The sequence below is a fragment of the uncultured Ferrimonas sp. genome (assembly GCF_947489035.1).
GTDB lineage: Bacteria > Pseudomonadota > Gammaproteobacteria > Enterobacterales > Shewanellaceae > Ferrimonas.
On the sequence record NZ_CANLCI010000003.1, the window covers coordinates 101,359 to 123,333 of the forward strand.

General features: G+C 51.4%; 19 protein-coding genes. 6 read left to right on the top strand and 13 right to left on the bottom strand.

Going from position 1 to position 21,975, the window contains the following annotated elements:
• Nucleotides 1-56: 56 nt before the first annotated feature.
• Nucleotides 57-377 (top strand): hypothetical protein, encoded by a 321-nt coding sequence (locus Q0796_RS03000; RefSeq protein WP_298440153.1) that lies wholly within the window; start codon nucleotides 57-59, stop codon nucleotides 375-377.
• Here Q0796_RS03000 and Q0796_RS03005 read toward each other — a convergent pair.
• The 11 genes from Q0796_RS03005 to gyrA all read right to left on the bottom strand — a co-directional run bounded on the left by Q0796_RS03005 (nucleotide 374) and on the right by gyrA (nucleotide 13,743).
• Nucleotides 374-2,134, bottom strand: a complete 1,761-nt coding sequence (locus Q0796_RS03005; protein WP_298440155.1) for an acyl-CoA dehydrogenase family protein — start codon at nucleotides 2,132-2,134, stop codon at nucleotides 374-376. The two genes, Q0796_RS03000 and Q0796_RS03005, sit on opposite strands and share 4 nt — an antisense overlap.
• A 170-nt stretch (nucleotides 2,135-2,304) precedes the next feature.
• Entirely contained in the window at nucleotides 2,305-3,000 is a 696-nt protein-coding gene (gene pyrF / locus Q0796_RS03010) for an orotidine-5'-phosphate decarboxylase (protein ID WP_298440157.1), read from the bottom strand.
• Between the two features lie 43 nt (nucleotides 3,001-3,043).
• Nucleotides 3,044-4,192: a lipopolysaccharide assembly protein LapB gene (gene lapB / locus Q0796_RS03015; RefSeq protein ID WP_298440159.1), complete on the bottom strand. Its 1,149-nt coding sequence runs from the start codon at nucleotides 4,190-4,192 to the stop codon at nucleotides 3,044-3,046.
• Nucleotides 4,192-4,497 (bottom strand): LapA family protein, encoded by a 306-nt coding sequence (locus Q0796_RS03020; protein ID WP_298440161.1) that lies wholly within the window; start codon nucleotides 4,495-4,497, stop codon nucleotides 4,192-4,194. Before Q0796_RS03020 ends, lapB begins: the two co-directional genes overlap by 1 nt.
• A gap of 73 nt (nucleotides 4,498-4,570) precedes the next feature.
• Complete coding sequence (gene ihfB / locus Q0796_RS03025; protein WP_298440163.1) at nucleotides 4,571-4,852, bottom strand: integration host factor subunit beta; 282 nt, start codon at nucleotides 4,850-4,852, stop codon at nucleotides 4,571-4,573.
• A 67-nt stretch (nucleotides 4,853-4,919) separates the two neighbouring features.
• On the bottom strand, nucleotides 4,920-6,590 hold the full coding sequence (rpsA, locus tag Q0796_RS03030; protein WP_298440165.1) for a 30S ribosomal protein S1: 1,671 nt from the start codon (nucleotides 6,588-6,590) through the stop codon (nucleotides 4,920-4,922).
• Between the two features lie 96 nt (nucleotides 6,591-6,686).
• Nucleotides 6,687-7,379, bottom strand: coding sequence for a (d)CMP kinase (gene cmk, locus Q0796_RS03035; RefSeq protein WP_298440167.1), 693 nt, complete (start codon nucleotides 7,377-7,379; stop codon nucleotides 6,687-6,689).
• 143 nt (nucleotides 7,380-7,522) lie between these two features.
• Nucleotides 7,523-8,815 carry a 3-phosphoshikimate 1-carboxyvinyltransferase gene (gene aroA / locus Q0796_RS03040; RefSeq protein ID WP_298440169.1) on the bottom strand — a complete coding sequence of 431 codons (1,293 nt, stop codon included), beginning with the start codon at nucleotides 8,813-8,815 and terminating at the stop codon, nucleotides 7,523-7,525.
• A 10-nt stretch (nucleotides 8,816-8,825) separates the two neighbouring features.
• On the bottom strand, nucleotides 8,826-9,932 hold the full coding sequence (gene hisC / locus Q0796_RS03045; protein WP_298440171.1) for a histidinol-phosphate transaminase: 1,107 nt from the start codon (nucleotides 9,930-9,932) through the stop codon (nucleotides 8,826-8,828).
• A gap of 65 nt (nucleotides 9,933-9,997) precedes the next feature.
• Nucleotides 9,998-11,065, bottom strand: a complete 1,068-nt coding sequence (gene serC, locus Q0796_RS03050; RefSeq protein ID WP_298440172.1) for a 3-phosphoserine/phosphohydroxythreonine transaminase — start codon at nucleotides 11,063-11,065, stop codon at nucleotides 9,998-10,000.
• A 56-nt stretch (nucleotides 11,066-11,121) separates the two neighbouring features.
• A complete protein-coding gene (gyrA, locus tag Q0796_RS03055; RefSeq protein WP_298440175.1) occupies nucleotides 11,122-13,743 on the bottom strand; it encodes a DNA topoisomerase (ATP-hydrolyzing) subunit A in 2,622 nt (873 codons plus the stop codon).
• 186 nt (nucleotides 13,744-13,929) lie between these two features.
• Here gyrA and ubiG point away from each other — a divergent pair, with 186 nt between their 5' ends.
• The 5 genes from ubiG to Q0796_RS03080 all read left to right on the top strand — a co-directional run bounded on the left by ubiG (nucleotide 13,930) and on the right by Q0796_RS03080 (nucleotide 19,299).
• Complete coding sequence (ubiG, locus tag Q0796_RS03060) at nucleotides 13,930-14,646, top strand: bifunctional 2-polyprenyl-6-hydroxyphenol methylase/3-demethylubiquinol 3-O-methyltransferase UbiG (protein ID WP_298440177.1); 717 nt, start codon at nucleotides 13,930-13,932, stop codon at nucleotides 14,644-14,646.
• On the top strand, nucleotides 14,646-15,305 hold the full coding sequence (locus Q0796_RS03065) for an HAD-IA family hydrolase (protein WP_298440179.1): 660 nt from the start codon (nucleotides 14,646-14,648) through the stop codon (nucleotides 15,303-15,305). The genes ubiG and Q0796_RS03065 overlap by 1 nt, the downstream gene beginning before the upstream one ends.
• Before the next feature lie 331 nt (nucleotides 15,306-15,636).
• A complete protein-coding gene (gene nrdA, locus Q0796_RS03070; protein ID WP_298440181.1) occupies nucleotides 15,637-17,910 on the top strand; it encodes a class 1a ribonucleoside-diphosphate reductase subunit alpha in 2,274 nt (757 codons plus the stop codon).
• Nucleotides 17,911-17,920: 10 nt separating this feature from the next.
• Nucleotides 17,921-19,057: a class Ia ribonucleoside-diphosphate reductase subunit beta gene (gene nrdB, locus Q0796_RS03075; RefSeq protein WP_298440182.1), complete on the top strand. Its 1,137-nt coding sequence runs from the start codon at nucleotides 17,921-17,923 to the stop codon at nucleotides 19,055-19,057.
• On the top strand, nucleotides 19,054-19,299 hold the full coding sequence (locus Q0796_RS03080) for a 2Fe-2S iron-sulfur cluster-binding protein (protein WP_298440185.1): 246 nt from the start codon (nucleotides 19,054-19,056) through the stop codon (nucleotides 19,297-19,299). The genes nrdB and Q0796_RS03080 overlap by 4 nt, the downstream gene beginning before the upstream one ends.
• Before the next feature lie 56 nt (nucleotides 19,300-19,355).
• Here Q0796_RS03080 and Q0796_RS03085 read toward each other — a convergent pair whose 3' ends face one another.
• Both Q0796_RS03085 and Q0796_RS03090 read right to left on the bottom strand, forming a co-directional pair.
• The gene (locus Q0796_RS03085; RefSeq protein ID WP_298440187.1) at nucleotides 19,356-19,730 is read right to left on the bottom strand and encodes a VOC family protein; all 375 of its coding nucleotides are present in this window, start codon (nucleotides 19,728-19,730) and stop codon (nucleotides 19,356-19,358) included.
• Between the two features lie 107 nt (nucleotides 19,731-19,837).
• Nucleotides 19,838-21,862 carry an NADPH-dependent 2,4-dienoyl-CoA reductase gene (locus tag Q0796_RS03090; RefSeq protein WP_298440189.1) on the bottom strand — a complete coding sequence of 675 codons (2,025 nt, stop codon included), beginning with the start codon at nucleotides 21,860-21,862 and terminating at the stop codon, nucleotides 19,838-19,840.
• Nucleotides 21,863-21,975 lie beyond the last annotated feature (113 nt).

Consider the following 21,975-nt stretch of genomic DNA (forward strand, 5'->3'; position numbering starts at 1 on the left):
ATTGACTATAACTAGAGCATTGAAATGGAAGTTTTCTTGGCTCTGGGGAGTGCGATATGTCAATGAAAAGCGCGAAAGAGTTTGCGGTTTGGATGATTGACCGCTTCGGTGATCAGCAGCAAGGGGTGTACCTGCAACGAGCTGATATTAAAGAGCTGTCCGGTCGACAGACGATAAGGCAGGATTTCATTGCAGACATTCATGCCGAACTGACTCGGCACGGCATGGGTTTTGTTACCGACTCAATCAAAGAAAATTACTATCTGTTCTATTTGCCGCAACAGTATTGGAAACAGGTTGCTGATCGTTATGCCAGCAAGCCTGCCTCCAACATCCACACAATAGAAGCAAGCAAATTAACCCGACGAGGCCGTTAGAACAGCTCGTTATCTAATGACATCGTCAGATCCGTTGGTGCCAAAGCGCTCACTAAGTGAGCATCGAAACGTGGCATCATCCGCCCAAAGTAGAATCCTGCGATTGCGCTCTTACGTTGTTTGAATTGCTCACTTTGCTCCGATTGAGGCAACGCATTCAACATCTTCAGCCACAGGTAACCGTAAGTGGCGTACCCCATGGCGTGCAGGTAATCCACCGCGGCTGCATTAACCGCATCCGCTTTGTTGTCGCTATTTTTAATCGTTATCGCCGCATCGATTAAGCGGTTGAAAGCCGCGTCTACCTGTTCAGCCCAGGCTTTATGTTCTGGCGCGACGACAGCGGTAACCTCTAGCGCTTGCGCTTGTAACGCTTTCAGCGCGGCGGCATCGTTAGGTAACACTTTACGTGCCAACAGATCAAGGGCTTGAATGCCGTTGGTGCCTTCATAGATTTGGGCAATACGCACATCCCGAACCAGCTGCTCTACCCCAGTTTCTCGAATGAAGCCGTGGCCACCAAATACTTGCTGGGCATGAACAGTGCTCTCTAAACCAAGATCAGTGAAAAATGCCTTACACAGTGGCACTAATAAGTTCACCATCTGTTCAGCTTCTTTCTTTCCATCGGTTGCAAACTTAGCTTTATCCAGCGCCATTCCGGTCATTACCGCCAAGGCACGGCTTGGCTCAGTCATCGCAGCAATGGTGAGCAGCATCCGCCGCACATCACCATGCACCACAATGGGGTCGCTGTTGGCTGTGGTCGCCTGGCTTGCCCCTTTGCCTTGGTTGCGCTCTTTAGCGTAATTGGCGGCCATCTGATAGCCCATTTCGGCACAACCGATCCCTTGTAAGCTGATCGATAGGCGCTCGTAATTCATCATGGTGAACATTGCAACTAAGCCGCGGTTTGCTTTACCCAGCAAGAAGCCCGTTGCCTCTTCATAATGCATCACACAGGTTGCAGAGGCTTTGATCCCCATTTTGTGTTCAAGGGCACCGACATTAACGCCGTTACGTTCGCCCACACTGCCGTCGTCATTCGGCAAGTGTTTAGGCACAATAAACAGTGACAAACCTCGAGAGCCCGCTGGGGCATCGGGTAGGCGGGCTAACACCAAGTGCACCACGTTTTCCGTTAGGTCTTGATCACCACCAGTAATGAAAATCTTGGTGCCAGAAATTTTATAGCTGCCATCTTGCTGCGGTTCGGCTTTGGTGCGAACTCCACTAAGATCCGATCCCGACTGCGGCTCGGTCATGTCCATTGCACCGGCCCACTCACCGCTGTACAACTTTGGCAAATAGGTTTGTTTTTGCGCGTGGCTGCCGTGACTTAAAATGCACAGTGCCGCCCCAGCGGTTAACGAAGGGTACAAGCTGAACGAGTTATTGGCGCTATAACACATCTCTTCGAACAGCACCCCCAAACTTTTGGGCATCCCCATACCGCCAAATTCTGGTGCGCCACCAAACCCAGCCCAACCGGACTCTGCGTAGGTTTGATACGCCTGCTTAAACCCATCTGGGGTGATAACCTGCCCTTGCTCCAGCTGCACTCCTTGCTCATCGCCTTGGCGATTGATCGGAGCCAGCAATTCCCCGCTGATCTTTGCGCCCTCTTCCAGAATCGCTAATGCGGTATCAGCATCGATGCTCTCGGCCAGCGCCGGCATCTGCTGCCATTGCTGCGGTGCCTTGAACACATCCATCAGAACAAATTGCATATCTTGCAGGGGCGCTTGGTAGGTCATAGGATCCCTTTCTAAATGTAAACGGCCTTTTTAAACGATTGTTTGATTTTAGACTGACAAGCGGTCAAATCAAGCACTGATTTGACCCTCAGCCTGACTATTGCATTTTGATACAGAGTGATAACTCAACGGATGCACACAAAAAAGGAGGGCACTGCCCTCCTTATTGATTAAATCGTTGCGTTGATGCTATCGAGCATTGCGATGGGATCATCACTTTGAGTGATTGGCCTGCCAACGACTAAATAGTCTGAGCCCGCGCTGATCGCTTGTTGAGGGGTCATTACCCGCTGCTGATCACCGTTATCTGCCCCAGCGGGCCGGATCCCAGGCGTCACCAGTTTGAATTCTTGCCCCAAGGTCTGTTTCAACAAGCTGGCTTCTTTTGCCGAACACACCACCCCATCAAGCCCACACTGCTGTGCCAATGTGGCCAGCGATAACACGTGATCATTGGCGGATTTATCGATGTTCAGCTCTGCTAGCTCGGGCTCGGTCATGCTGGTTAACATGGTAACTCCGATCAACAGCGGAGCCTTGTCACCATACGGCTGCAATGCCTTCGCTGCAGCACGCATCATGTTGCCACCGCCGCTGGCATGAACGTTTACCATCCAAACTCCCAACTCCGCGGCCGCGGTAACGGCTTTCGCAACGGTGTTGGGAATGTCATGAAATTTTAAATCAAGAAACACATCAAACTTTTTGGCGATAAGCTGGCGAACTAATTCAGGGCCAAATAAGGTAAACAGTTCTTTGCCGACTTTTAATCGACACTTGCTGGGATCCAGCTGAGCGACCAATGCCAGCACTTGCTGCTGGTCATCAAAATCTAACGCCACCAAAATTTTTGGATCGTTTGTCATTGTTATTCTCCGTAGGGTGATCCCAGTTCTTTATTGACTGGTTTTAATCGCCATCGAGTCCCTGGATCCGCTGAATTTGCCCCCATGATTTACATGATGGGCAGTGCCAGTAAAGGCTATGGCCAGGAAACCCGCATTGTATACAGCGGTATTTAGGCCGCAATCTTATCTGCTTTCCAACTAAGTCGCTCAACAACATCAAACTGTCTCGGCTAGATTCCGATGCCATCGCATCAGCATGCAGTTGCATCAGCCGATGGAAGCCTTTCATTGTTGGCTGGCGCTTTAAGTGAGCAAGGATCATCTGCTCTGCTTGTTCTGGCGCCATGGTTTCGGCCAACGCTAAGGTCACGGTTGCCGATGGCTGTTTCTCCAAGACCAACTGCAACAGTTCGGCGTATTCGTCACGGCGCTGCGTCTCGGTAAAAGGTTGCTGTGCTCGCGGTAGCGTTTCTGCAAACCACTCTGGGGCCAATTGGGCAATGCTACCCAGTGCGGTAATCGCATCATTGAACCGTCGCTGCTCACAGGCCAAATCAAATTGAGCTAAGTAAGCACGACCACAACATTCATCTTGCTTAAGTGCTTGCAGCCAAAAGTCTTGTTGCTCTTTTTCTGACTTGGACTCTTGCGCTAATTGGCAATAGAAATGGGCGACTTGGGGCGCCAACTGCTTACGCCGGGCACGTTTAAAGCGTTTCACCAAATGAATGGCTTTCCACCACTCTTTGGTTGCTTGGTACACCGACAGGAGCTGTTTTTCAGCTTCGTCACTGTGATCAGGATCTTTAACCAGCTGCAATAAGATCTCTTCAGCACGGTCAAACAGGCCCGCAGCCAAATAATCTTTAGCCAGTTCCATCATCGCCATGTCTTTTTGCGCTAATGACAAACTTGGCCGGGCAATGAGATTTTGGTGAATTCGAATAGAGCGGTCAACTTCACCGCGTTTGCGGAATAGGTTGCCTAAAGAGAGGTGTGTATCGAAGGTTTCCGAATCGACTTGAAGCAATTCGATGAACCGATCAACCGCTTTGTCCGGTTGATCAGAAAGCAGAAAGTTAAGCCCCTCGAAATAGTTTTTCGATAGGCTTTCACTGCTGCGCTGCTGATTGATGCGTGTGCTTCTTTTGCCCATGTACCAGCCATAGGCTGCTGCTATCGGCAGAAGCAAAAAAAGCAGTTCAAGCATCAGTTTTGGTTAGCTTCCGTATGTTTGTTCAAACGCCCTTTTAAGCCACGTAACGCAACTTTTTGACGAATGATGATAGCGAATGCCAGCAGCCAGCTAATCACAAAACCGGAGAGGAACACTGCGCCAATAACCCAAGATAAGGCGAACTCGCCTTGGGCGATGAAGTAGTTAACCTCAACCAACTGGTTGTTACGAGCACCAAATGCCATGGTGATGATGAACAGTGCAGCGATAACTGCGGTAATTAAGAATGCTTTCACAACTTTGCCTTTAACCCAGAGTGAAGAACTCGGATTATCCAACAAAAATCAACGCCAAGCTACTAACAGATAAGAAAAAACCCCGCTTTGTGGGCGGGGTTTTAGAACAACAAACTTAAGCGTTATTAACGCGCTCGCGCAGTTCTTTGCCGGGTTTGAAGTGTGGAACGTATTTGCCGTTAAGCTCAACAGATTGACCCGTTTTCGGGTTCCGTCCAACACGAGGTGCTCGATAGTGCAGTGAGAAGCTCCCGAATCCGCGGATTTCGATACGATCCCCGCTCTCCAAAGAACTCGCCATCTGCTCGATCATCTCTTTGATGGCACCTTCCACATCCTTGCCGGAAAGGTGCGACTGCTTGCTGGCAAGTCGTTCAATAAGTTCGGATTTAGTCATCCTCGCTCTCCTGAATAGCCAAATACAGTCGCCTGTGGGAGGCTAATGCCCCCCACTTTGCAGGCGATTAGTCGTTGCGTGCAGCTTTGAAGGCTTCAGCCATCGCACTTGAGAACACAGTTTCTTCTTTCTGGTTCAGAGTTTCGATTGCTTCTTTCTCTTCAGCTTCGTCTTTCGCACGGATAGACAGGGAGATAGTGCGGTTCTTACGGTCTACGCCCATAATCTTCGCTTCAACCTGCTCACCAGCGTTCAGGACAGTGCTCGCATCTTCGATACGGTCACGAGAGATGTCAGCTACACGGATGTAACCTTCAGCGTTCTCGCCCAGCTCTACGGTAGCGCCTTTAGCGTCTACTGCAGTGATGGTACCAATAACGATAGCACCTTTTTTGTTGTCAGCTAGGTACTTGTTAAACGGATCTTCTTCGATCTGCTTAACGCCCAGAGAAATGCGCTCACGCTCTGGATCTACAGACAGAACTACAGCGTGGATTTCATCGCCCTTCTTGAAGTCACGAACAGCGTCGTCGCCGTTAGCAGCCCAAGAGATGTCGGACAGGTGAACCAGACCGTCGATGCCGCCTTCCAGGCCGATGAAGATACCGAAGTCAGTGATAGACTTGATCTTACCGGTAACTTTATCGCCTTTCGCGAAGTTCTGAGAGAAGTCTTCCCAAGGGTTAGACTTACACTGTTTCAGACCCAGGGAGATACGACGACGTTCTTCGTCGATGTCCAGAACCATAACTTCCACAGAGTCACCCAGGTTAACAACCTTAGATGGGTGGATGTTCTTGTTGGTCCAATCCATTTCAGAAACGTGTACCAGACCTTCAACGCCTTCTTCGATTTCAACGAAGCAACCGTAGTCGGTCAGGTTGGTTACGCGACCAGTCAGGCGTGCGCCTTCTGGGTAACGGTTAGCGATAGAAACCCATGGATCTTCACCCAGTTGCTTCAGACCCAGAGAAACACGGGTACGCTCACGGTCAAACTTCAGAACCTTAACGTTGATTTCGTCACCAACGTTAACGATTTCAGAAGGATGCTTAACGCGCTTCCAAGCCATATCAGTGATGTGCAGCAGGCCGTCAACACCGCCCAGATCTACGAACGCGCCGTAGTCGGTCAGGTTCTTAACGATACCCTTAACTTCTTGGCCTTCAGCCAAGTTCTCAAGCAGCTGCTCACGCTCAACAGAGTTTTCAGACTCGATAACTGCACGACGAGAAACAACAACGTTGTTACGCTTCTGGTCCAGCTTGATTACCTTGAACTCCAGATCTTTGCCTTCCAGGTGCGCGGTATCGCGTACTGGACGAACATCAACCAAAGAACCAGGCAAGAAGGCACGGATGCCGTCAAGCTCAACAGTGAAACCGCCTTTAACTTTACCGTTGATAACACCGATAACAGTCTCTTGCTCTTCGTATGCCTTCTCCAGACGTACCCAAGCTTCGTGACGCTTAGCTTTTTCGCGAGACAGTTGAGTCTCACCGAAACCGTCTTCGATTGCGTCCAGAGCTACGTCTACAACAGCGCCGATTTCGATTTCCAGCTCGCCTTTGGCGTTCTTAAACTGGTCAGCTGGGATAGCAGACTCAGATTTAAGACCAGCGTCAACCAGAACGATGCCGTTCTCGATTGCAATTACGGTACCTTGAACGATTGCACCTGGACGGGTTTCCAGTTGTTGCAAGGACTCTTCAAACAGTTGAGCAAATGATTCAGTCATGAATATACAAACTTTATTTAGGTCGTCCACGGCCATCCTGGACGTGGGGTTGTGTCCTTTGCCCGCTTCATCCTTGAGGCAGACGGTCAGTTGGGATCACACCGTTTTGGCGCAATCCACTTTGGTTACTACGTAGTTAAATACCGCATCAACAACTTGATCGATGGTTAACGACGTAGTGTCAATTTCCAGAGCATCTTCGGCCGGCTTCAACGGTGCCACCTTACGGTTAGCATCGCGGTAGTCACGATCTTGGATCTCTGTCAAAAGGCGGTCAATGCTAACATCATAGCCCTTATCCTTCAACTGAGCGAAGCGGCGTTTTGCCCTTTCTTCTGCGCTGGCAGTTAAGAAAACTTTCGCTTCAGCATCAGTGAATACCACGGTCCCCATGTCACGCCCGTCGGCGATCAATCCAGGGGATTGGCGGAAGGCTCGTTGTCGGCGTAATAATGCTTCACGTACGCGGGGGAAAACCGCCACTTTGGAGGCGGCATCCGCACATTCTTGGCTGCGGATCTCTGGGGTTACGTCTTCGCCTTCGAGAATGACGCGCACGCCATCATCGCTAGGGTTAAATTGCACATCCAAATGAGCGGCAAGTAATGCCAGTGCATCTTCGTTGCCAAGATCAACATTGTGGTGCAGAGCCGCTAACGCCAATACGCGAAAGGTTGCGCCAGAATCGAGCAAGTGCCAACCAAGACGATCCGCCAAGCGTTGGCAGATGGTGCCTTTGCCTGCGCCACTTGGACCATCGATGGTAATAACCGGTGCCTGTTCAGGCATAGTTATCCTCCAAATACAAAATATTAAACGCCACATCAAAGAGATGCAGCGCTCGTGAAAAATCGTGGCGCATTATACACAACTGCCATGCAATTGCGCGCGCCAAAATCAAATTTGCTTCAGCTTAGCCAACTTATGAAGTTTTACTCGGTTGATTGACTTAACCGGGCCAGCTGTTGGAAATAATCGGGGAAGGTTTTTGCGGTGCAATCGGGATCATTAATGGTGATCCGCTGGCCACCAATCGCCAACATCGAAAAACACATCGCAATGCGGTGATCGTTGTAGGTGTCAATTTCAGCATGGTGTAGCGGTGCTGGGGTTACCGAGATGTAGTCTTCACCCTCTTCCACGATGGCGCCCACTTTACGCAGCTCCGTTGCCATGGCAGCCAAACGATCGGTTTCTTTTACCCGCCAATTGTAAATATTACGAATGGTGGTGGTGCCACGGGCAAACAATGCCGTTGTGGCAATGGTCATCGCGGCATCTGGGATGTGGTTTAGATCCAAATCAACGCCAGTTAATGCGGCACCAGAACAGGTGATGTGATCGTCATGCCATTCGACCTGTGCGCCCATGGCCGTAAGCACATCCGCAAAATACTTATCGCCCTGTAAGCTCAGTTTACCAACACCGTGCACGGTAACTGGACCATTACCTAAGGCACCGGCCGCTAAAAAGTAGGAAGCCGACGAGGCGTCGCCTTCCACTAAAAAGCGATCGGCAGCGAGGTATTGCTGCCCAGCTCGCACCACCAGTTGCTGATACTGGTTATTCTCGACCTTTACCCCGAAGCGTGCCATCAACGCGATGGTGATATCGATGTAAGGCTTTGAGACTAAATCACCAACCACATTGATGATGACATCCTCATTAACCAGTGGCGCGGTCATCAGTAAGGCCGTTAAAAACTGCGACGAAATTGACCCATCAATGTCGACCTCGCCACCGCGAAGCTGACCGGCAGTGATCTGCAATGGTGGGTAGCCATCGTTACCGAGGTAATCGATCTGAGCCCCCAAAGTTCGCAATGCATCGACTTGATGACCAATCGGTCGCTCGGCCATGCGCGGCTCACCAGTAAGGGTATAGACGCCCTCGCCGACAGTTAACGCCGCAGCTAGCGGACGCATGGCGGTGCCGGCATTGCCTAAATACAACTCAAGTTGTTGAGCGGATGCGGCAATCGCGCCGGCCTTACCCTCGATCTCAATTTCACCATTGGCTTGATCTAACCACCGCCATTGCACCCCTAGAGACTTCAACGCCGCCAACATATGACGCACATCATCGGAATCCAGCAGGTTTGATAACACCGTGGTGCCCTTCGCCAATGCGGCTAACAGCAAGGCGCGGTTAGAGATACTTTTAGAGCCTGGTAAACGAATGTCGCCACTAACGCTGGCGATAGGATCGAGGGTAAGTTGCTTCATGCAGTTCCTATTACTTCTTTGAGGATAAAACGTGGTGCAGTGCGTTCATAAAGCGATCATTTTCGGCGACTAAACCGATGCTGATCCGCAGGTGGTTAGGCATGCCGTAGCCGCCAATCGGACGAACAATCACCCCTTGATGCAGTAATGCTTCATAAACGGCTTGGGCTTCAGCGATTTCGATGGTTAGGAAGTTGCCGTGGCTAGGGATGTAGGCAATGTTTTGGCTATCACACCAGCTCATTAACCGTGCCATCTCAGTTTTATTGAGTGCCACCGCGCGATTAACGTAATCGGTATCATCTAATACTGCTTCTGCAGCAGCCAAGGCCAGCATATTGCAATTAAACGGTTCGCGCACGCGATTCAATAGATCCGCAAGTTCTGGGCTAGACAAAAGGTACCCAACACGCAAACCGGCCAAACCGAACGCTTTCGAGAAGGTGCGACTAATGGCCAAATTAGGGTACTGCTGTAACCAAGCAACTGAATCTGCACGTTCAGATTGTGGTACGTACTCAAAGTAGGCTTCATCCAGCACCACAATGATATTTTCAGGCACCTTCGCCAAGAATTCCGCCAATCGTTGTGGCGACAAGTAAGTGCCCGTTGGGTTGTTTGGGTTGGCGATGCAGATCATCCGAGTTTTGGGAGTGATGGCGGCCAACATACCATCTAAGTCGTGCCCCCATTCTACCGACGGGACGGCAACGGCAGTAGCCCCAATGCTTTGGGTTAACAGCGCGTAAACGATGAAGGCGTGCTTATCGAAAATTACTTCATCATCGCCGCTGATAAAAGTACGGAAGAGGATTTCCAACACTTCGTTCGAGCCATTACCAAGCGTGATTTGATCGGCATTAACGTTGCAGTAGCTCGACAGCTTTTGCTTAAGATAAAACCCATTGGCATCGGGGTAGCGCGCCAATTCAGCGGTGGCTGCCGCAATGGCGCCCTGTGCTTTGGGGCTCAGTCCCAGTGGGTTTTCATTGGAAGCCAGCTTGACGATGTTGCTGATCCCCAGCTCTCGCTCTAACTCTTCAACTGGCTTTCCCGGTTGGTAAGGGTGTAGTCCGTTAACGCCCTGGTTTGCCAGAGCTTTGATATCGATAGCCAAATCCTTGTCCTCGTTGTCGTTCTATTGGCAGTCTGCACTGCCGATAGGCGAGGCAGACTGGCTTTTTATTGGTGAGACTGGGCGAAATTGTCCATAAAGTCGATGAGTGCTTCTACGCCGGCCATTGGCATGGCGTTATAGATACTGGCACGCATACCGCCAACCAAACGGTGCCCCTTCAATGCCATCAAACCGTGGCTTTCCGCTTGCGCTAAAAATCGTTGGTTCAACTCGGCATCTTGCAGTTGGAACGTTACATTCATTTCTGAACGAAATATCGGGCTCACCCCATTTCGATAAAAGTCACTTGCGTCAATAAACCGATACAGTGCAGCCGCTTTGGCTTGATTTCGTGCACTCATGGCAGTCACGCCACCGTTGGCTTTTATCCACTTGAAGACTTCCCCCGCCAGATACCAAGCAAAGGTCGGTGGGGTGTTGTACATCGAATCGTTTTCTTGGGCTAAGCGGTAATCTAAGATGGCCGGAGTGTGTGCCGCGGCCTGGCCAATCAGATCTCGGCGAACAATCACCAGCGTCAGTCCCGCAGGGCCAACATTTTTTTGCGCGCCGGCGTAGATCAGCGCAAATTTAGACACGTCGAGATCACGCCCTAAGATGCACGACGACATATCGGCCACTAACGGTGAATCACATTCTGGCACGGCGGTAATGCTTACCCCGTCGACGGTTTCGTTCGGGCAATAGTGCACATAGTCATAACCCGCAGTCGCCCCAATTTTGGCCAGATCAATGCTGCTATTGGCATCGCGAATATCACGCACTTCAACCCGGCCAAATTTGGCTGCTTCTTTTGCTGCTGATACCGACCACTGGCCCGATTCCAGATACAACGCCGTGCCCGTTTCTGATAACAAGTTAAGCGGGATCGCCGAGAACTGACCTCGAGCACCACCGTGCATAAACAACACCGCGTAGTTATCGGGGATCTGCATCAAATCCCGCAAGTTTTGCTCGGCCTCTTCCGCCACCTGCATAAACTCGGCGCTGCGATGCGACAACTCCATAACCGATACACCTGGCTGGCTAAAATCGCGTAATTGTTGTTGGGCTTGTGCCATAACCTCGGTCGGTAACATGGCTGGGCCCGCACAGAAATTATAAGTGGTCATCCTCTTTCCCTAGAAACAAGACGGGCGCCATTAAGGCGCCCGTTATTTTGCAAAGGTTACTCTGCGTCAGTGTCGGTAGCGTCATCTACCGCCGCTGGGGTTTCATCCCCTTCGGCTGCTTCACCGTCGTGTTCTAACGGCTCATCGCTCTCTTCGATTTCATCGATACGCTGCAACGCCACAACCTGCTCATCTTCTCCGGTACGGATCAGAATCACACCTTGGGTGTTTCGGCCAACTTCAGAAACTTCAGAAACCCGCGTACGAACCAGAGTACCACCGTTGGTGATCATCATGATTTCGTCGTTTTCGCTTACCTGAACAGCACCGACCACTTCACCGTTACGCTCGCTCACCTTAATGGAGATAACCCCTTTGGTGGCACGGCTCTTGGTTGGGTACTCAGACTGGGCGGTACGCTTACCGTAACCGTTTTCAGTTACGGTTAAGATGGCACCGTCACCACGCGGTACAATCAAACTCACCACCTGATCGGCATCGTCCAGTGAAATACCACGAACACCGGTAGCGGTACGGCCCATAGAGCGTACGTTTGATTCATTAAAGCGAACCACTTTACCGGCGTTAGAGAACAGCATCACTTCGTCATCACCGCTGGTGATGTCAACGCCAATCAGCTGATCATCTTCAGACAGGTTGATGGCGCGAATACCGGAAGACAATGGGCGGCTGTACGCAGCCAAAGAGGTCTTCTTAACGGTTCCCTTTGCGGTAGCAAATAAGATGTGTTTTTCAGCGTCGTATTCGGCCACAGGCAAGATGGCGGTGATCCGCTCATTTTCACCCAGAGGCAGCAAGTTAACGATCGGACGGCCACGGGCAGTACGAGACGCTAACGGCAACTGGAATACGCGCATCCAGTACACTTTACCGATGCTAGAGAAACACAGAATCGTGTCGTGGGTATTGGCCACCAACAAACGTTCAATGAAATCTTCATTCTTCATCTTGGTTGCGGCTTTGCCTTTACCCCCACGACGCTGAGCTTCGTAATCGCTGAGCGGCTGGTACTTAACGTAACCTTCATGGGACAGGGTCACGACCACATCTTCTTGAGTGATCAAGTCTTCCATGTTGATGTCAGCAGAAGAGGCGCTGATCTCGGTCTTACGTTCGTCACCAAAGTTTTGCTTAACTTCTTCAAGCTCTTCTTTGATCACTTCCATCAGGCGCTCGGTCGAACCCAAGATGTGCAGCAGCTCGGCGATTTGAAGCAGCAGTTCACGGTATTCACCCAGAATGCTTTCATGCTCCATCCCAGTCAGCTTGTGCAAACGCAGATCCAAGATCGCTTTTGCTTGCTCTTCGGTCAGGAAGTACTTGCCTTCGCGAATGCCGTACTCTGGTTCCAACCACTCTGGGCGCGCAGCGTCATCGCCTGCTTTTTCCAGCATGGAGGCAACGTTACCCAGATCCCAACCTTGGCTCAGCAAGCCTTGGCGAGCTTCTGCTGGGGTTGCAGCGTTGCGGATCAGTTCGATGATCGGATCGATGTTAGCCAGCGCAATCGCCAAGCCTTCAAGGATGTGGGCGCGATCGCGAGCCTTACGCAGTTCGTACACAGTACGGCGGGTAACCACTTCACGACGGTGACGAATGAAGGCTTCTAAGGTCTCTTTAAGGTTAAATACCTTAGGTTGACCGTTAGTCAGTGCCACCATATTGATACCGAACACGGTCTGCATTTGCGTCTGCGAATACAGGTTATTCAAGATCACTTCTGGCACTTCGTTGCGCTTCAGTTCAATCACGATGCGCATGCCGTCTTTATCAGACTCATCACGCAGGCCGCTGATCCCTTCGATCTTCTTATCTTTAACCAGCTCGGCGATCTTTTCGATCAAACGGGCTTTGTTTACCTGATAAGGGATCTCGTTAACGATGATCGCTTCACGGCCGTTTTTATCGGTTTCAACTTCCGTTACGGCGCGAACGTAGATCTTGCCACGGCCAGTACGGTACGCATCGTAAATGCCTTTGCGGCCATTGATGATACCGCCGGTCGGGAAGTCTGGACCTGGGATCACTTCGATAAGTTCATCGATGCTGGTTTCAGGTCGTTCGATCAGCGTTAAACAGCCTTCAACCACTTCGTTCAAGTTGTGTGGCGGAATGTTCGTTGCCATGCCAACAGCAATACCAGACGCGCCGTTGACCAGCAGGTTTGGTACACGTGTTGGTAATACCGCTGGAATGTGTTCGGTACCATCGTAGTTCGGTACGTAATCAACGGTATCCTTATCCAGATCAGCCAACAGCTGGTGAGCGATCTTGTCCATGCGAACTTCGGTGTAACGCATCGCTGCAGCGGAGTCGCCATCAACGGAGCCGAAGTTACCTTGGCCATCAACCAAGGTGTAACGCAAAGAGAATGGCTGAGCCAAACGTACGATGGTGTCGTATACGGCACTATCACCGTGTGGGTGATATTTACCGATTACGTCACCCACCACACGGGCAGATTTTTTGTAGGGCTTGTTCCAGTCGTTGCCCAACTCATTCATTGCAAACAGTACGCGACGGTGAACAGGTTTCAAGCCGTCTCGTACATCAGGCAAAGCACGCCCAACAATTACGCTCATTGCGTAATCGAGATACGACGTACGCATCTCTTCTTCAATATTAATTGGCGTGATTTCTTTGGCCAGATCAGTCATAAAATGCGCGATCCCCTCACAGCGGTTTCCCCAACGGAATCCGCCCCGGTGCTACCGGATAAAACAGTGGTTTGGGATAATAACACAAGGATTTCGCATTAGTAGGCCGGATTAACGATTCCCCCAACCTTCTGGCGCGGATATAATCGCGCTAGACCTAACTAATAAAGAATTGGCGCTAACAATATGAATAACAATACAAACGTTGATCCTCAAGAAGTGGCAAAATTTGAACAATTAGCCGCCACTTGGTGGGATCCAGAAGGCCACTCTGGTCCGTTGCATAAAATGAACCCAGTACGGGTTTCATTTATTGAACGGCACTGTGGTGGTTTGTTCGGCAAAAAGGCGGTTGATGTTGGTTGTGGCGGCGGTTTAGTCAGCGAAGCTTTGGCTAAGTGCGGCGCCAAGGTAACTGGCCTAGATATGGCGGAAGAATCCCTTGAAGTGGCACGTTTGCACGCTTTGGAAACCAATGTGGATGTGGACTATTTGCACAGCACTGCGGAACAACACGCCGACGGGTTTGCTCAGCAATACGATGTGGTTTGCTGCTTAGAGATGCTTGAGCACGTGCCGGACCCACAATCGGTGGTTGAGGCGTGCATTAAGATGCTTAAGCCTGGTGGTCATCTGTTTATGTCGACCATCAACAAAACTCCCGAGGCGTATCTAACGACCATTATCGGCGCCGAGCGCATTGTCAAAGCCTTACCCGTGGGCACCCACGACTTCGATAAATACCTACGCCCTTCCCAGCTAAGCCGTTGGAGCGAGCAAAGCGGTTTGGTCATGAAAAACGCCAGCGGCTTGTTCTACAACCCACTGACTAAGACCGTACGCTTGATTGATTCGCTGCGGGTTAACTACATTTTGCACGCCCAAAAACCAGAGGAAGGTTAATGAGCCACTATCAAGGGATCCTGTTTGATCTGGATGGCACGCTATTGGACACCGCGCCCGATCTGGGTCATGCCACCAACGTCGCGTTAGCGCAGTTTGGCTACCCGCCAATAAGTGCTGCCGTTGCGGCTCAAGTGAGCTCCCATGGCACCGCAGGCCTACTGCGAGCGGGCATGGGGGATCATTATGACCGCACTGACATTGCCCCAATCCGCCAAGCGCTGCTCAGCGCATACGCAGCAAATGTGTGCCAACACACCACGCTGTATGCCGGTGTGGCAGAGTTGATTGAGTGGCTCGATGACGAAGGGATCCCTTGGGGCATTGTCACCAATAAGCCAGAAGCGCTCACCACGCCATTGCTGACCTACTTTCCCCAGTTTGCCAATCGCAGCTGCACCGTCAGTGGCGATACCTGCGGAGTGGCCAAGCCGGATCCCACGCCGATGTTTTATGCGGCCAAGCAAATTGGCGTGGCTCCCGCTGATATCCTCTATATTGGTGATGCCGAGCGAGATGTCTTGGCTGGCAACAACGCCAATATGACCACGGTTGCCGCATTATGGGGCTACCTGAGTACGGAAGATCAGCCGCAAAATTGGCCTGCTGATCATCACTTAGACAATCTCTTACAGCTGCTTCAGCTATTGCGCGGTTAACGATCCAGCAAACGCATCGATAAAAAATATTTTATCGATGCGGCATTTTTTTTCTTGCAAATCACCAAGCTCAAACCACTTCTGCGTTAGCGCGTAAGGCGCTACTAACCGCCCTCCGGGCGCGGCGATTTATACACAGTATGTTCACAGCGACCACCCTTGATCCTCAGCTCGAACCGCCCTATCTTGTACCCCCACGAATCGCACACACTATATATAGTGCCTGCGGCGTAACCCAAGCACTATACTCATGTTGTCACTAGAAGGTGACTCCTACCGGCCGGACATGGACTGTTGTCGGCAAACACACACGGAAAATAATTATCACGCTATGAATGGCTCCCTACTCGTTACCAAACGCAACGGCAGTAAAGAATCCATCGATCTAGAGAAGATCCACCGCGTCATCACTTGGGCAGCAAAAGATCTGCACAATGTCTCGGTGTCGCAAGTCGAGCTGGCCGCTCACATCCATTTCTTTGATGGCATCAAAACCGAAGCCATCCATGAAACCATCATTAAAGCGGCGGCGGATCTGATCAGTGAAGACACCCCAGATTATCAATATCTGGCGGCACGTTTAGCGGTATTCCATCTGCGTAAAAAAGCGTATGGCCAGTTTGAGCCGCCTCATCTGTACGACCATGTCACCAAACTGGTGGAGCAAGGCCGTTACGATCAGCACATCTTGGCGGATTACAGCCGCGACGAGCTAAACGAGTTAAACGACTACATCGATCACTGGCGTGATATGGACTTCTCTTACGCCGCCGTGAAGCAGTTGGAAGGCAAGTACTTGGTGCAGAACCGCGTCAGCGGCGAAATGTACGAAAGCGCCCAGTTCCTCTACATTCTGGTGTCCGCCTGTTTGTTCGCTAACTACCCGCGCGCCACTCGCATGGATTACGTAAAACGGTTTTACGATGCGGTTTCCACCTTCAAGATCTCGTTGCCAACGCCGATCATGAGCGGCGTGCGTACCCCAACCCGTCAATTTAGCTCTTGTGTGCTGATTGAATGCGGCGACAGCTTGGATTCCATTAACGCCACTTCGGCGTCCATCGTGAAATACGTTAGCCAACGCGCAGGGATCGGCATTAACGCCGGTAACATTCGTGCCCTTGGTAGCCCGATCCGCAGCGGCGAAGCATTCCACACGGGGTTACTGCCGTTCTTTAAGCACTTCCAAACCGCGGTAAAATCCTGCTCTCAGGGCGGCGTACGGGGCGGTGCAGCGACGCTGTTCTACCCATTGTGGCACCTTGAAGTCGAAGATCTGTTGGTGCTGAAAAACAACCGCGGCACCGAAGCCAACCGCATTCGTCACATGGATTACGGTGTACAGATCAACCGTACCCTGTACCAGCGCTTAATTGATGGCGGCAACGTTACCCTGTTCTCGCCGTCCGATGTGCCCGGTTTGTACGACGCGTTCTTTGCGGATCAGGAAACCTTTGAACGGTTGTACCTGCAGTACGAACAAGATCCGGCCATCCGTAAAAAGCACATTAAAGCGGTTGAGCTGTTTTCCCTGCTGATGCAAGAGCGCGCCTCCACTGGCCGTATTTACATTCAGCACGTGGATCACTGCAACACCCACAGCCCATTCGATGCGGCCGTGGCACCGATTAAGCAATCCAACCTGTGTTTGGAAATTGCGCTGCCGACTAAGCCGATGCTGCATCTGAACGATGAAAACGGTGAAATTGCGCTGTGTACGCTATCGGCCTTTAACCTCGGCGCGATTGATTCGCTGGATGAATTAGAAGAGTTAGCGCAGCTGGCGGTACGAGCCCTCGATAGCTTGCTGGATTATCAGGACTACCCAGTAAAAGCGGCAGAGATCAGCACCATGAACCGCCGTACCTTGGGCGTGGGCGTAATCAACTTTGCCTATTACTTAGCTAAAAATGGCAAACGCTACAGTGACGGCAGCGGCAATGCGCTCACCCACAAAACCTTTGAAGCCATTCAATACTACCTATTGAAAGCCTCCAATGAGTTAGCCCAGGAGCAAGGCGCTTGCCCATCGTTCCACGAAACCACCTACAGCCAAGGCGTGCTGCCTATCGACACTTACAAATCCAGCTTGGATGAGATCTGTGACGAACCGCTGCATCTGGATTGGGAATCCCTGCGTAGCCAAATTGTGAAGCACGGACTGCGTAACTCAACGCTGTCGGCATTGATGCCATCGGAGACCTCATCACAGATCTCGAATGCCACCAACGGCATTGAGCCACCACGGGGCTTGGTTTCCGTGAAGGCCTCGAAAGATGGGGTGATGAAGCAAGTGGTGCCGGGCATTGAAACGCTGGCCAGCAACTACGAGCTGCTGTGGGATATTCCGAGCAATACCGGCTATTTGCAACTGGTTGGGTTAATGCAGAAATTTGTCGATCAGTCGATCTCAGCTAACACCAACTACGACCCATCCCGTTACGCCGACAACAAGATGCCAATGAAAACCTTATTGACGGATCTGATGCTGGCGTACAAGTACGGCCTGAAAACCCTGTACTACCAGAACACCCGCGACGGCCAAACCGACTCCAGCAACGACAGCAGTGATGACGACTGCGCCGGCGGCGCTTGCAAGATTTAAGGGAATAACGATGACACACAAATACAGTACTTTTTCACGGGTCGCCAACGATGCGCTCAAAGAGCCAATGTTCCTTGGGAATCCGGTTAACGTCGCCCGTTTTGATCAGCAACGTCACCCCCATTTTGAACGTTTGATTGAAAAACAGCTGTCGTTTTTCTGGCGTCCAGAGGAGGTCGACGTGGCCAAAGATCGCATTGATTTCAATGCGCTCCCTAGCCACGAGCAGCACATCTTCATTTCCAATTTGAAGTATCAAACCTTGTTGGATTCGATCCAAGGCCGCAGCCCTAACGTGGCGTTGCTGCCGTTAGTGTCGCTGCCAGAGCTTGAAACTTGGATTGAGACTTGGTCTTTTTACGAAACCATTCACTCTCGTTCATACACCCACATTATTCGCAACATCGTTGGTAACCCTGGCGACGTGTTTGATGACATCGTGGTAAACGAGCAGATCCTAAAGCGCGCGGGCGACATTTCCCGTTACTACGATGAGCTGATCGACATCACTCAGCTGTACCAACAATACGGCGAAGGCGAGCACAGCATTAATGGTGAAACCGTTACCCTGCGTAAGCGTGACGTGAAGAAAAAACTGTACCTGTGCTTGATGTCCGTCAACGTGCTTGAGGCGGTGCGCTTTTATGTGTCGTTCGCTTGTTCGTTTGCGTTTGCAGAACAAGAGAAGATGGAAGGCAACGCCAAAATCATCCGCCTGATTGCCCGCGATGAACAGCTGCATCTGCAAGGCACCCAGCACATGATCAACCTGATGCTGGATGGCAAAGACGATCCAGAGATGGCTGCCATTGGCATGGAGTGCCACTTAGAGTCGATAGAGATCTTCCGCCGTGCCGCCGAGCAAGAGAAAGAGTGGGCGGAATACCTGTTCAAAGATGGCTCGATGCTGGGCATGAACAAAACCATTTTGGAAGATTACGTTGAGTTTATTACCAATCAACGAATGGAAGCGATTGGCTTACCTACGATCTTCGACAAGCGCTCAAACCCACTGCCGTGGATGAGCAAATGGTTGGAATCTGATGCGGTACAGGTTGCCCCACAAGAGGTGGAAGTTAGCTCCTATCTGACCAACCAGATCGATAATCAAATCGAAGAACAAGATTTGGCTGAGTTCACGTTATGAACCATACCGTTACCCTGCCCTCTGGCGAGCAGCAAACTCACCCGGAAGGGGAACCTTTGCTGCATCTGCTCAAAGACAACGGCCTCTATAGCGAGTGTCAGCAAGGTTTTTGCGGTGCCTGTAAAACAAAGGTGCTGTGTGGCACGGTGCGGTATTTGGCTCAACCATTGGCGCGGATCGCAGAAGATGAAATTTTGCCCTGTTGCTGCACCCCCACCAGCGACCTCAAAGTGAGCTACTAAGCTCCGCTCAAAACAAAAAAGCAGGCAATCGCCTGCTTTTTTCGTTCCGACTTCGCCTAAGTCGAGGTCATGCAAAAACCATTAAATTTGTTGCCGTCTAAGTCGCGAAAATACCCCGCATAGAAGCCGCCACCGCGAGGCCCTGCAGGGCCTTCGCACTGGGCGCCCAATTCGATCGCTTTGTGGTAAAAAGCATCCACTTGCGCTGGGGAATCGAACGCCAAGGCCACCATGGTGCCATTGCCTGCGGTGGCTGGCTGGCCATCAAATGGCTTGGTGGCAGCGATCCCCGATTGCTCACTGTTCACCTGCCAAGCAATAAATTGCTCCTCTTGCATAAAGCGCTTACCACCGATACTGGCAAACAGGCCATCAAAAAACGCGGCGGCGCGATCCAGATCGTTGGTTCCAACGGTGACATACCCAATCATGACAATTTCCTTTTTTCAGTGAAAGGTGGACACAAAAAAGGCTGCCTTGCGACAGCCTCTCTTTACCCTATGCACGAACCGCGGCCATTACAAGATTGCAGTCAGCGCTATAACGCCATCGCCGCCTCAGCCGCTTGGCGAATCGCCCGCTTGGCATCCAGCTCCGCCGCCAATTCAGCCCCGCCAATCAAGCTAAAGCTTAACTGCTGCGCTTCCAGTTCTGCCACTAAATCGCGGTTGGACTCTTGCCCAGCACACAGCACCACGGTATCAACCTCAAGCACAGAGGTTGTCTCGCCTTGGCGAATGTGCAGCCCGTGCTCGTCAATTTTTTCGTAACTCACACCGGTCACAAAATTAACGCCACGATCGCTTAATACCGCCCGGTGGATCCAGCCGGTGGTTTTGCCCAGATCTTTTCCCGGCTTCGTGGTTTTTCGTTGCAGTAAGTGGATCTCTCGGGCGGAATCAAACGCTGAGGGATCTCGCTCAGACAAACCAGCCCCCTCCTGGTAATGGATGTCGATCCCCCACTGCGCTAGCCATTTGCTGCGATCCAGCGTGGCCGAATCATGTGCTTCAGACAGATACTCGGCCATGTCAAAGCCAATGCCACCGGCACCAATTAGGGCCACTCGCGGCCCAACGGTCACCTCTTTACGCAGCACCTGTTGATAGGTCACTACGTTGTCCCGCTCAATGCCGTTAATGGGTGGCGTACGAGGCTTCACCCCAGTGGCGATGATGCGCGCATCGAAACCGGCTAAATCACTGACGCTGGCGTGGCTGCCCAGCTTCACCTCAACCGCCAGATCCCCTAGGCGATGGCGAAAATAGGCCAAGGTTTCATGAAACTCTTCTTTACCTGGGATCTGCGCCGCTAAATTAAATTGCCCACCCAGCTCATCTCTGCTTTCAAACAAAGTGACCTTGTGGCCACGTTCGGCGGCATAACACGCGGCCGCCATGCCTGCGGGGCCGGCGCCGACGACCGCGACGGCTTTAGGCTGAGCAACGGGATCTAGCCTCAGTTCGGTTTCATAACACGCCATCGGGTTAACCAAACAGGTCGCGCGCTTCAGTTTAAAGGTGTGATCTAAACAGCCTTGGTTACAACCAATGCATACGTTGATCTGCTCACGCTGGCCATTAGCCGCTTTGGCAACAAAATGGGGATCAGCCAAAAATGGCCGCGCCATCGACACCATATCGGCCTGATCACTGGCTAATACTTGCTCTGCAATTTCAGGAGTGTTGATGCGGTTGGTCGCCACCAACGGTACCGTCACCTCTTTACGTAGGCGTTCGGTGATCTGAGCAAACGCTGCTCGTGGCACACTGGTGGCAATGGTGGGTACTCGGGCTTCGTGCCAGCCAATGCCGGTATTGATGATGGTAACGCCCGCTTGCTCTAACCATTTGGCCAGCTGCACCACTTCATCCCAACTGTTGCCCCCTTCAACCAGATCCAACATCGACAGGCGGAAAATGATGATGAACTCTTTCCCGACTGCTGCGCGAATGGATTTCACCACCTCTAACGCCAATCGAGCTCGGTTCTCGATGTTGCCGCCGTACTTATCGCTGCGCTTATTGGTGCGATGGCATAAGAACTGATTAAGCAGGTAACCTTCCGAGCCCATCACCTCAACGCCATCGTAACCCGCCTTTTGCGCTAACCGTGCCGCGTTGGCGTAATCTTTGATGGTTTTATTGATGCCACGGCTGGACAGAGCAAAGGGTTTAAATGGGTTAATCGGCGCTTTAATTTTGCTTGGTGCGACGGAAATCGGGTGGTAAGCGTAGCGACCGGCATGCAAAATTTGCATGCAGATTTTGCCATCGGCTGCGTGCACCGCCTCGGTAATTTTACGGTGATGCTTTACCTGCCACGGAAACGACAACTGGCTTGCAAAGGCATGAACTCGGCCAGCGTAGTTTGGGGCGATGCCGCCGGTCACAATTAAGCCAACCCCGCCCTTTGCGCGCTCAGCAAAAAACGCCGCAAGTTTGTCGTAACCGCCACGCTCCTCTTCAAGCCCGGTGTGCATCGAGCCCATCAACACTCGGTTCTTTAAAGTGGTAAAACCAAGGTCGAGTGGCGCCAGCATATGTGGGTAATTGTTGTTCATCCTTAAACACCTGTTTTAATCATTTGTTCCAGAGTATCGCCAGTAGAGCATTGACTCAAGCTCACCCCAGTTATACGCACTTACAATTACCATTCCCTTGTCGTATTCCAATG

Bases quoted from the DNA above. Each gene is read 5' to 3' on its own strand.
- Q0796_RS03000 (WP_298440153.1), top strand. From the start codon at position 57: ATGTCAATGAAAAGCGCGAAAGAGTTTGCGGTTTGGATGATTGACCGC.
- Q0796_RS03005 (WP_298440155.1), bottom strand. From the start codon at position 2,134: ATGACCTACCAAGCGCCCCTGCAAGATATGCAATTTGTTCTGATGGAT.
- pyrF (WP_298440157.1), bottom strand. From the start codon at position 3,000: ATGACAAACGATCCAAAAATTTTGGTGGCGTTAGATTTTGATGACCAG.
- lapB (WP_298440159.1), bottom strand. From the start codon at position 4,192: ATGCTTGAACTGCTTTTTTTGCTTCTGCCGATAGCAGCAGCCTATGGC.
- ihfB (WP_298440163.1), bottom strand. From the start codon at position 4,852: ATGACTAAATCCGAACTTATTGAACGACTTGCCAGCAAGCAGTCGCAC.
- rpsA (WP_298440165.1), bottom strand. From the start codon at position 6,590: ATGACTGAATCATTTGCTCAACTGTTTGAAGAGTCCTTGCAACAACTG.
- cmk (WP_298440167.1), bottom strand. From the start codon at position 7,379: ATGCCTGAACAGGCACCGGTTATTACCATCGATGGTCCAAGTGGCGCA.
- aroA (WP_298440169.1), bottom strand. From the start codon at position 8,815: ATGAAGCAACTTACCCTCGATCCTATCGCCAGCGTTAGTGGCGACATT.
- serC (WP_298440172.1), bottom strand. From the start codon at position 11,065: ATGACCACTTATAATTTCTGTGCGGGCCCAGCCATGTTACCGACCGAG.
- gyrA (WP_298440175.1), bottom strand. From the start codon at position 13,743: ATGACTGATCTGGCCAAAGAAATCACGCCAATTAATATTGAAGAAGAG.
- ubiG (WP_298440177.1), top strand. From the start codon at position 13,930: ATGAATAACAATACAAACGTTGATCCTCAAGAAGTGGCAAAATTTGAA.
- Q0796_RS03065 (WP_298440179.1), top strand. From the start codon at position 14,646: ATGAGCCACTATCAAGGGATCCTGTTTGATCTGGATGGCACGCTATTG.
- nrdA (WP_298440181.1), top strand. From the start codon at position 15,637: ATGAATGGCTCCCTACTCGTTACCAAACGCAACGGCAGTAAAGAATCC.
- nrdB (WP_298440182.1), top strand. From the start codon at position 17,921: ATGACACACAAATACAGTACTTTTTCACGGGTCGCCAACGATGCGCTC.
- Q0796_RS03080 (WP_298440185.1), top strand. From the start codon at position 19,054: ATGAACCATACCGTTACCCTGCCCTCTGGCGAGCAGCAAACTCACCCG.
- Q0796_RS03085 (WP_298440187.1), bottom strand. From the start codon at position 19,730: ATGATTGGGTATGTCACCGTTGGAACCAACGATCTGGATCGCGCCGCC.
- Q0796_RS03090 (WP_298440189.1), bottom strand. From the start codon at position 21,862: ATGAACAACAATTACCCACATATGCTGGCGCCACTCGACCTTGGTTTT.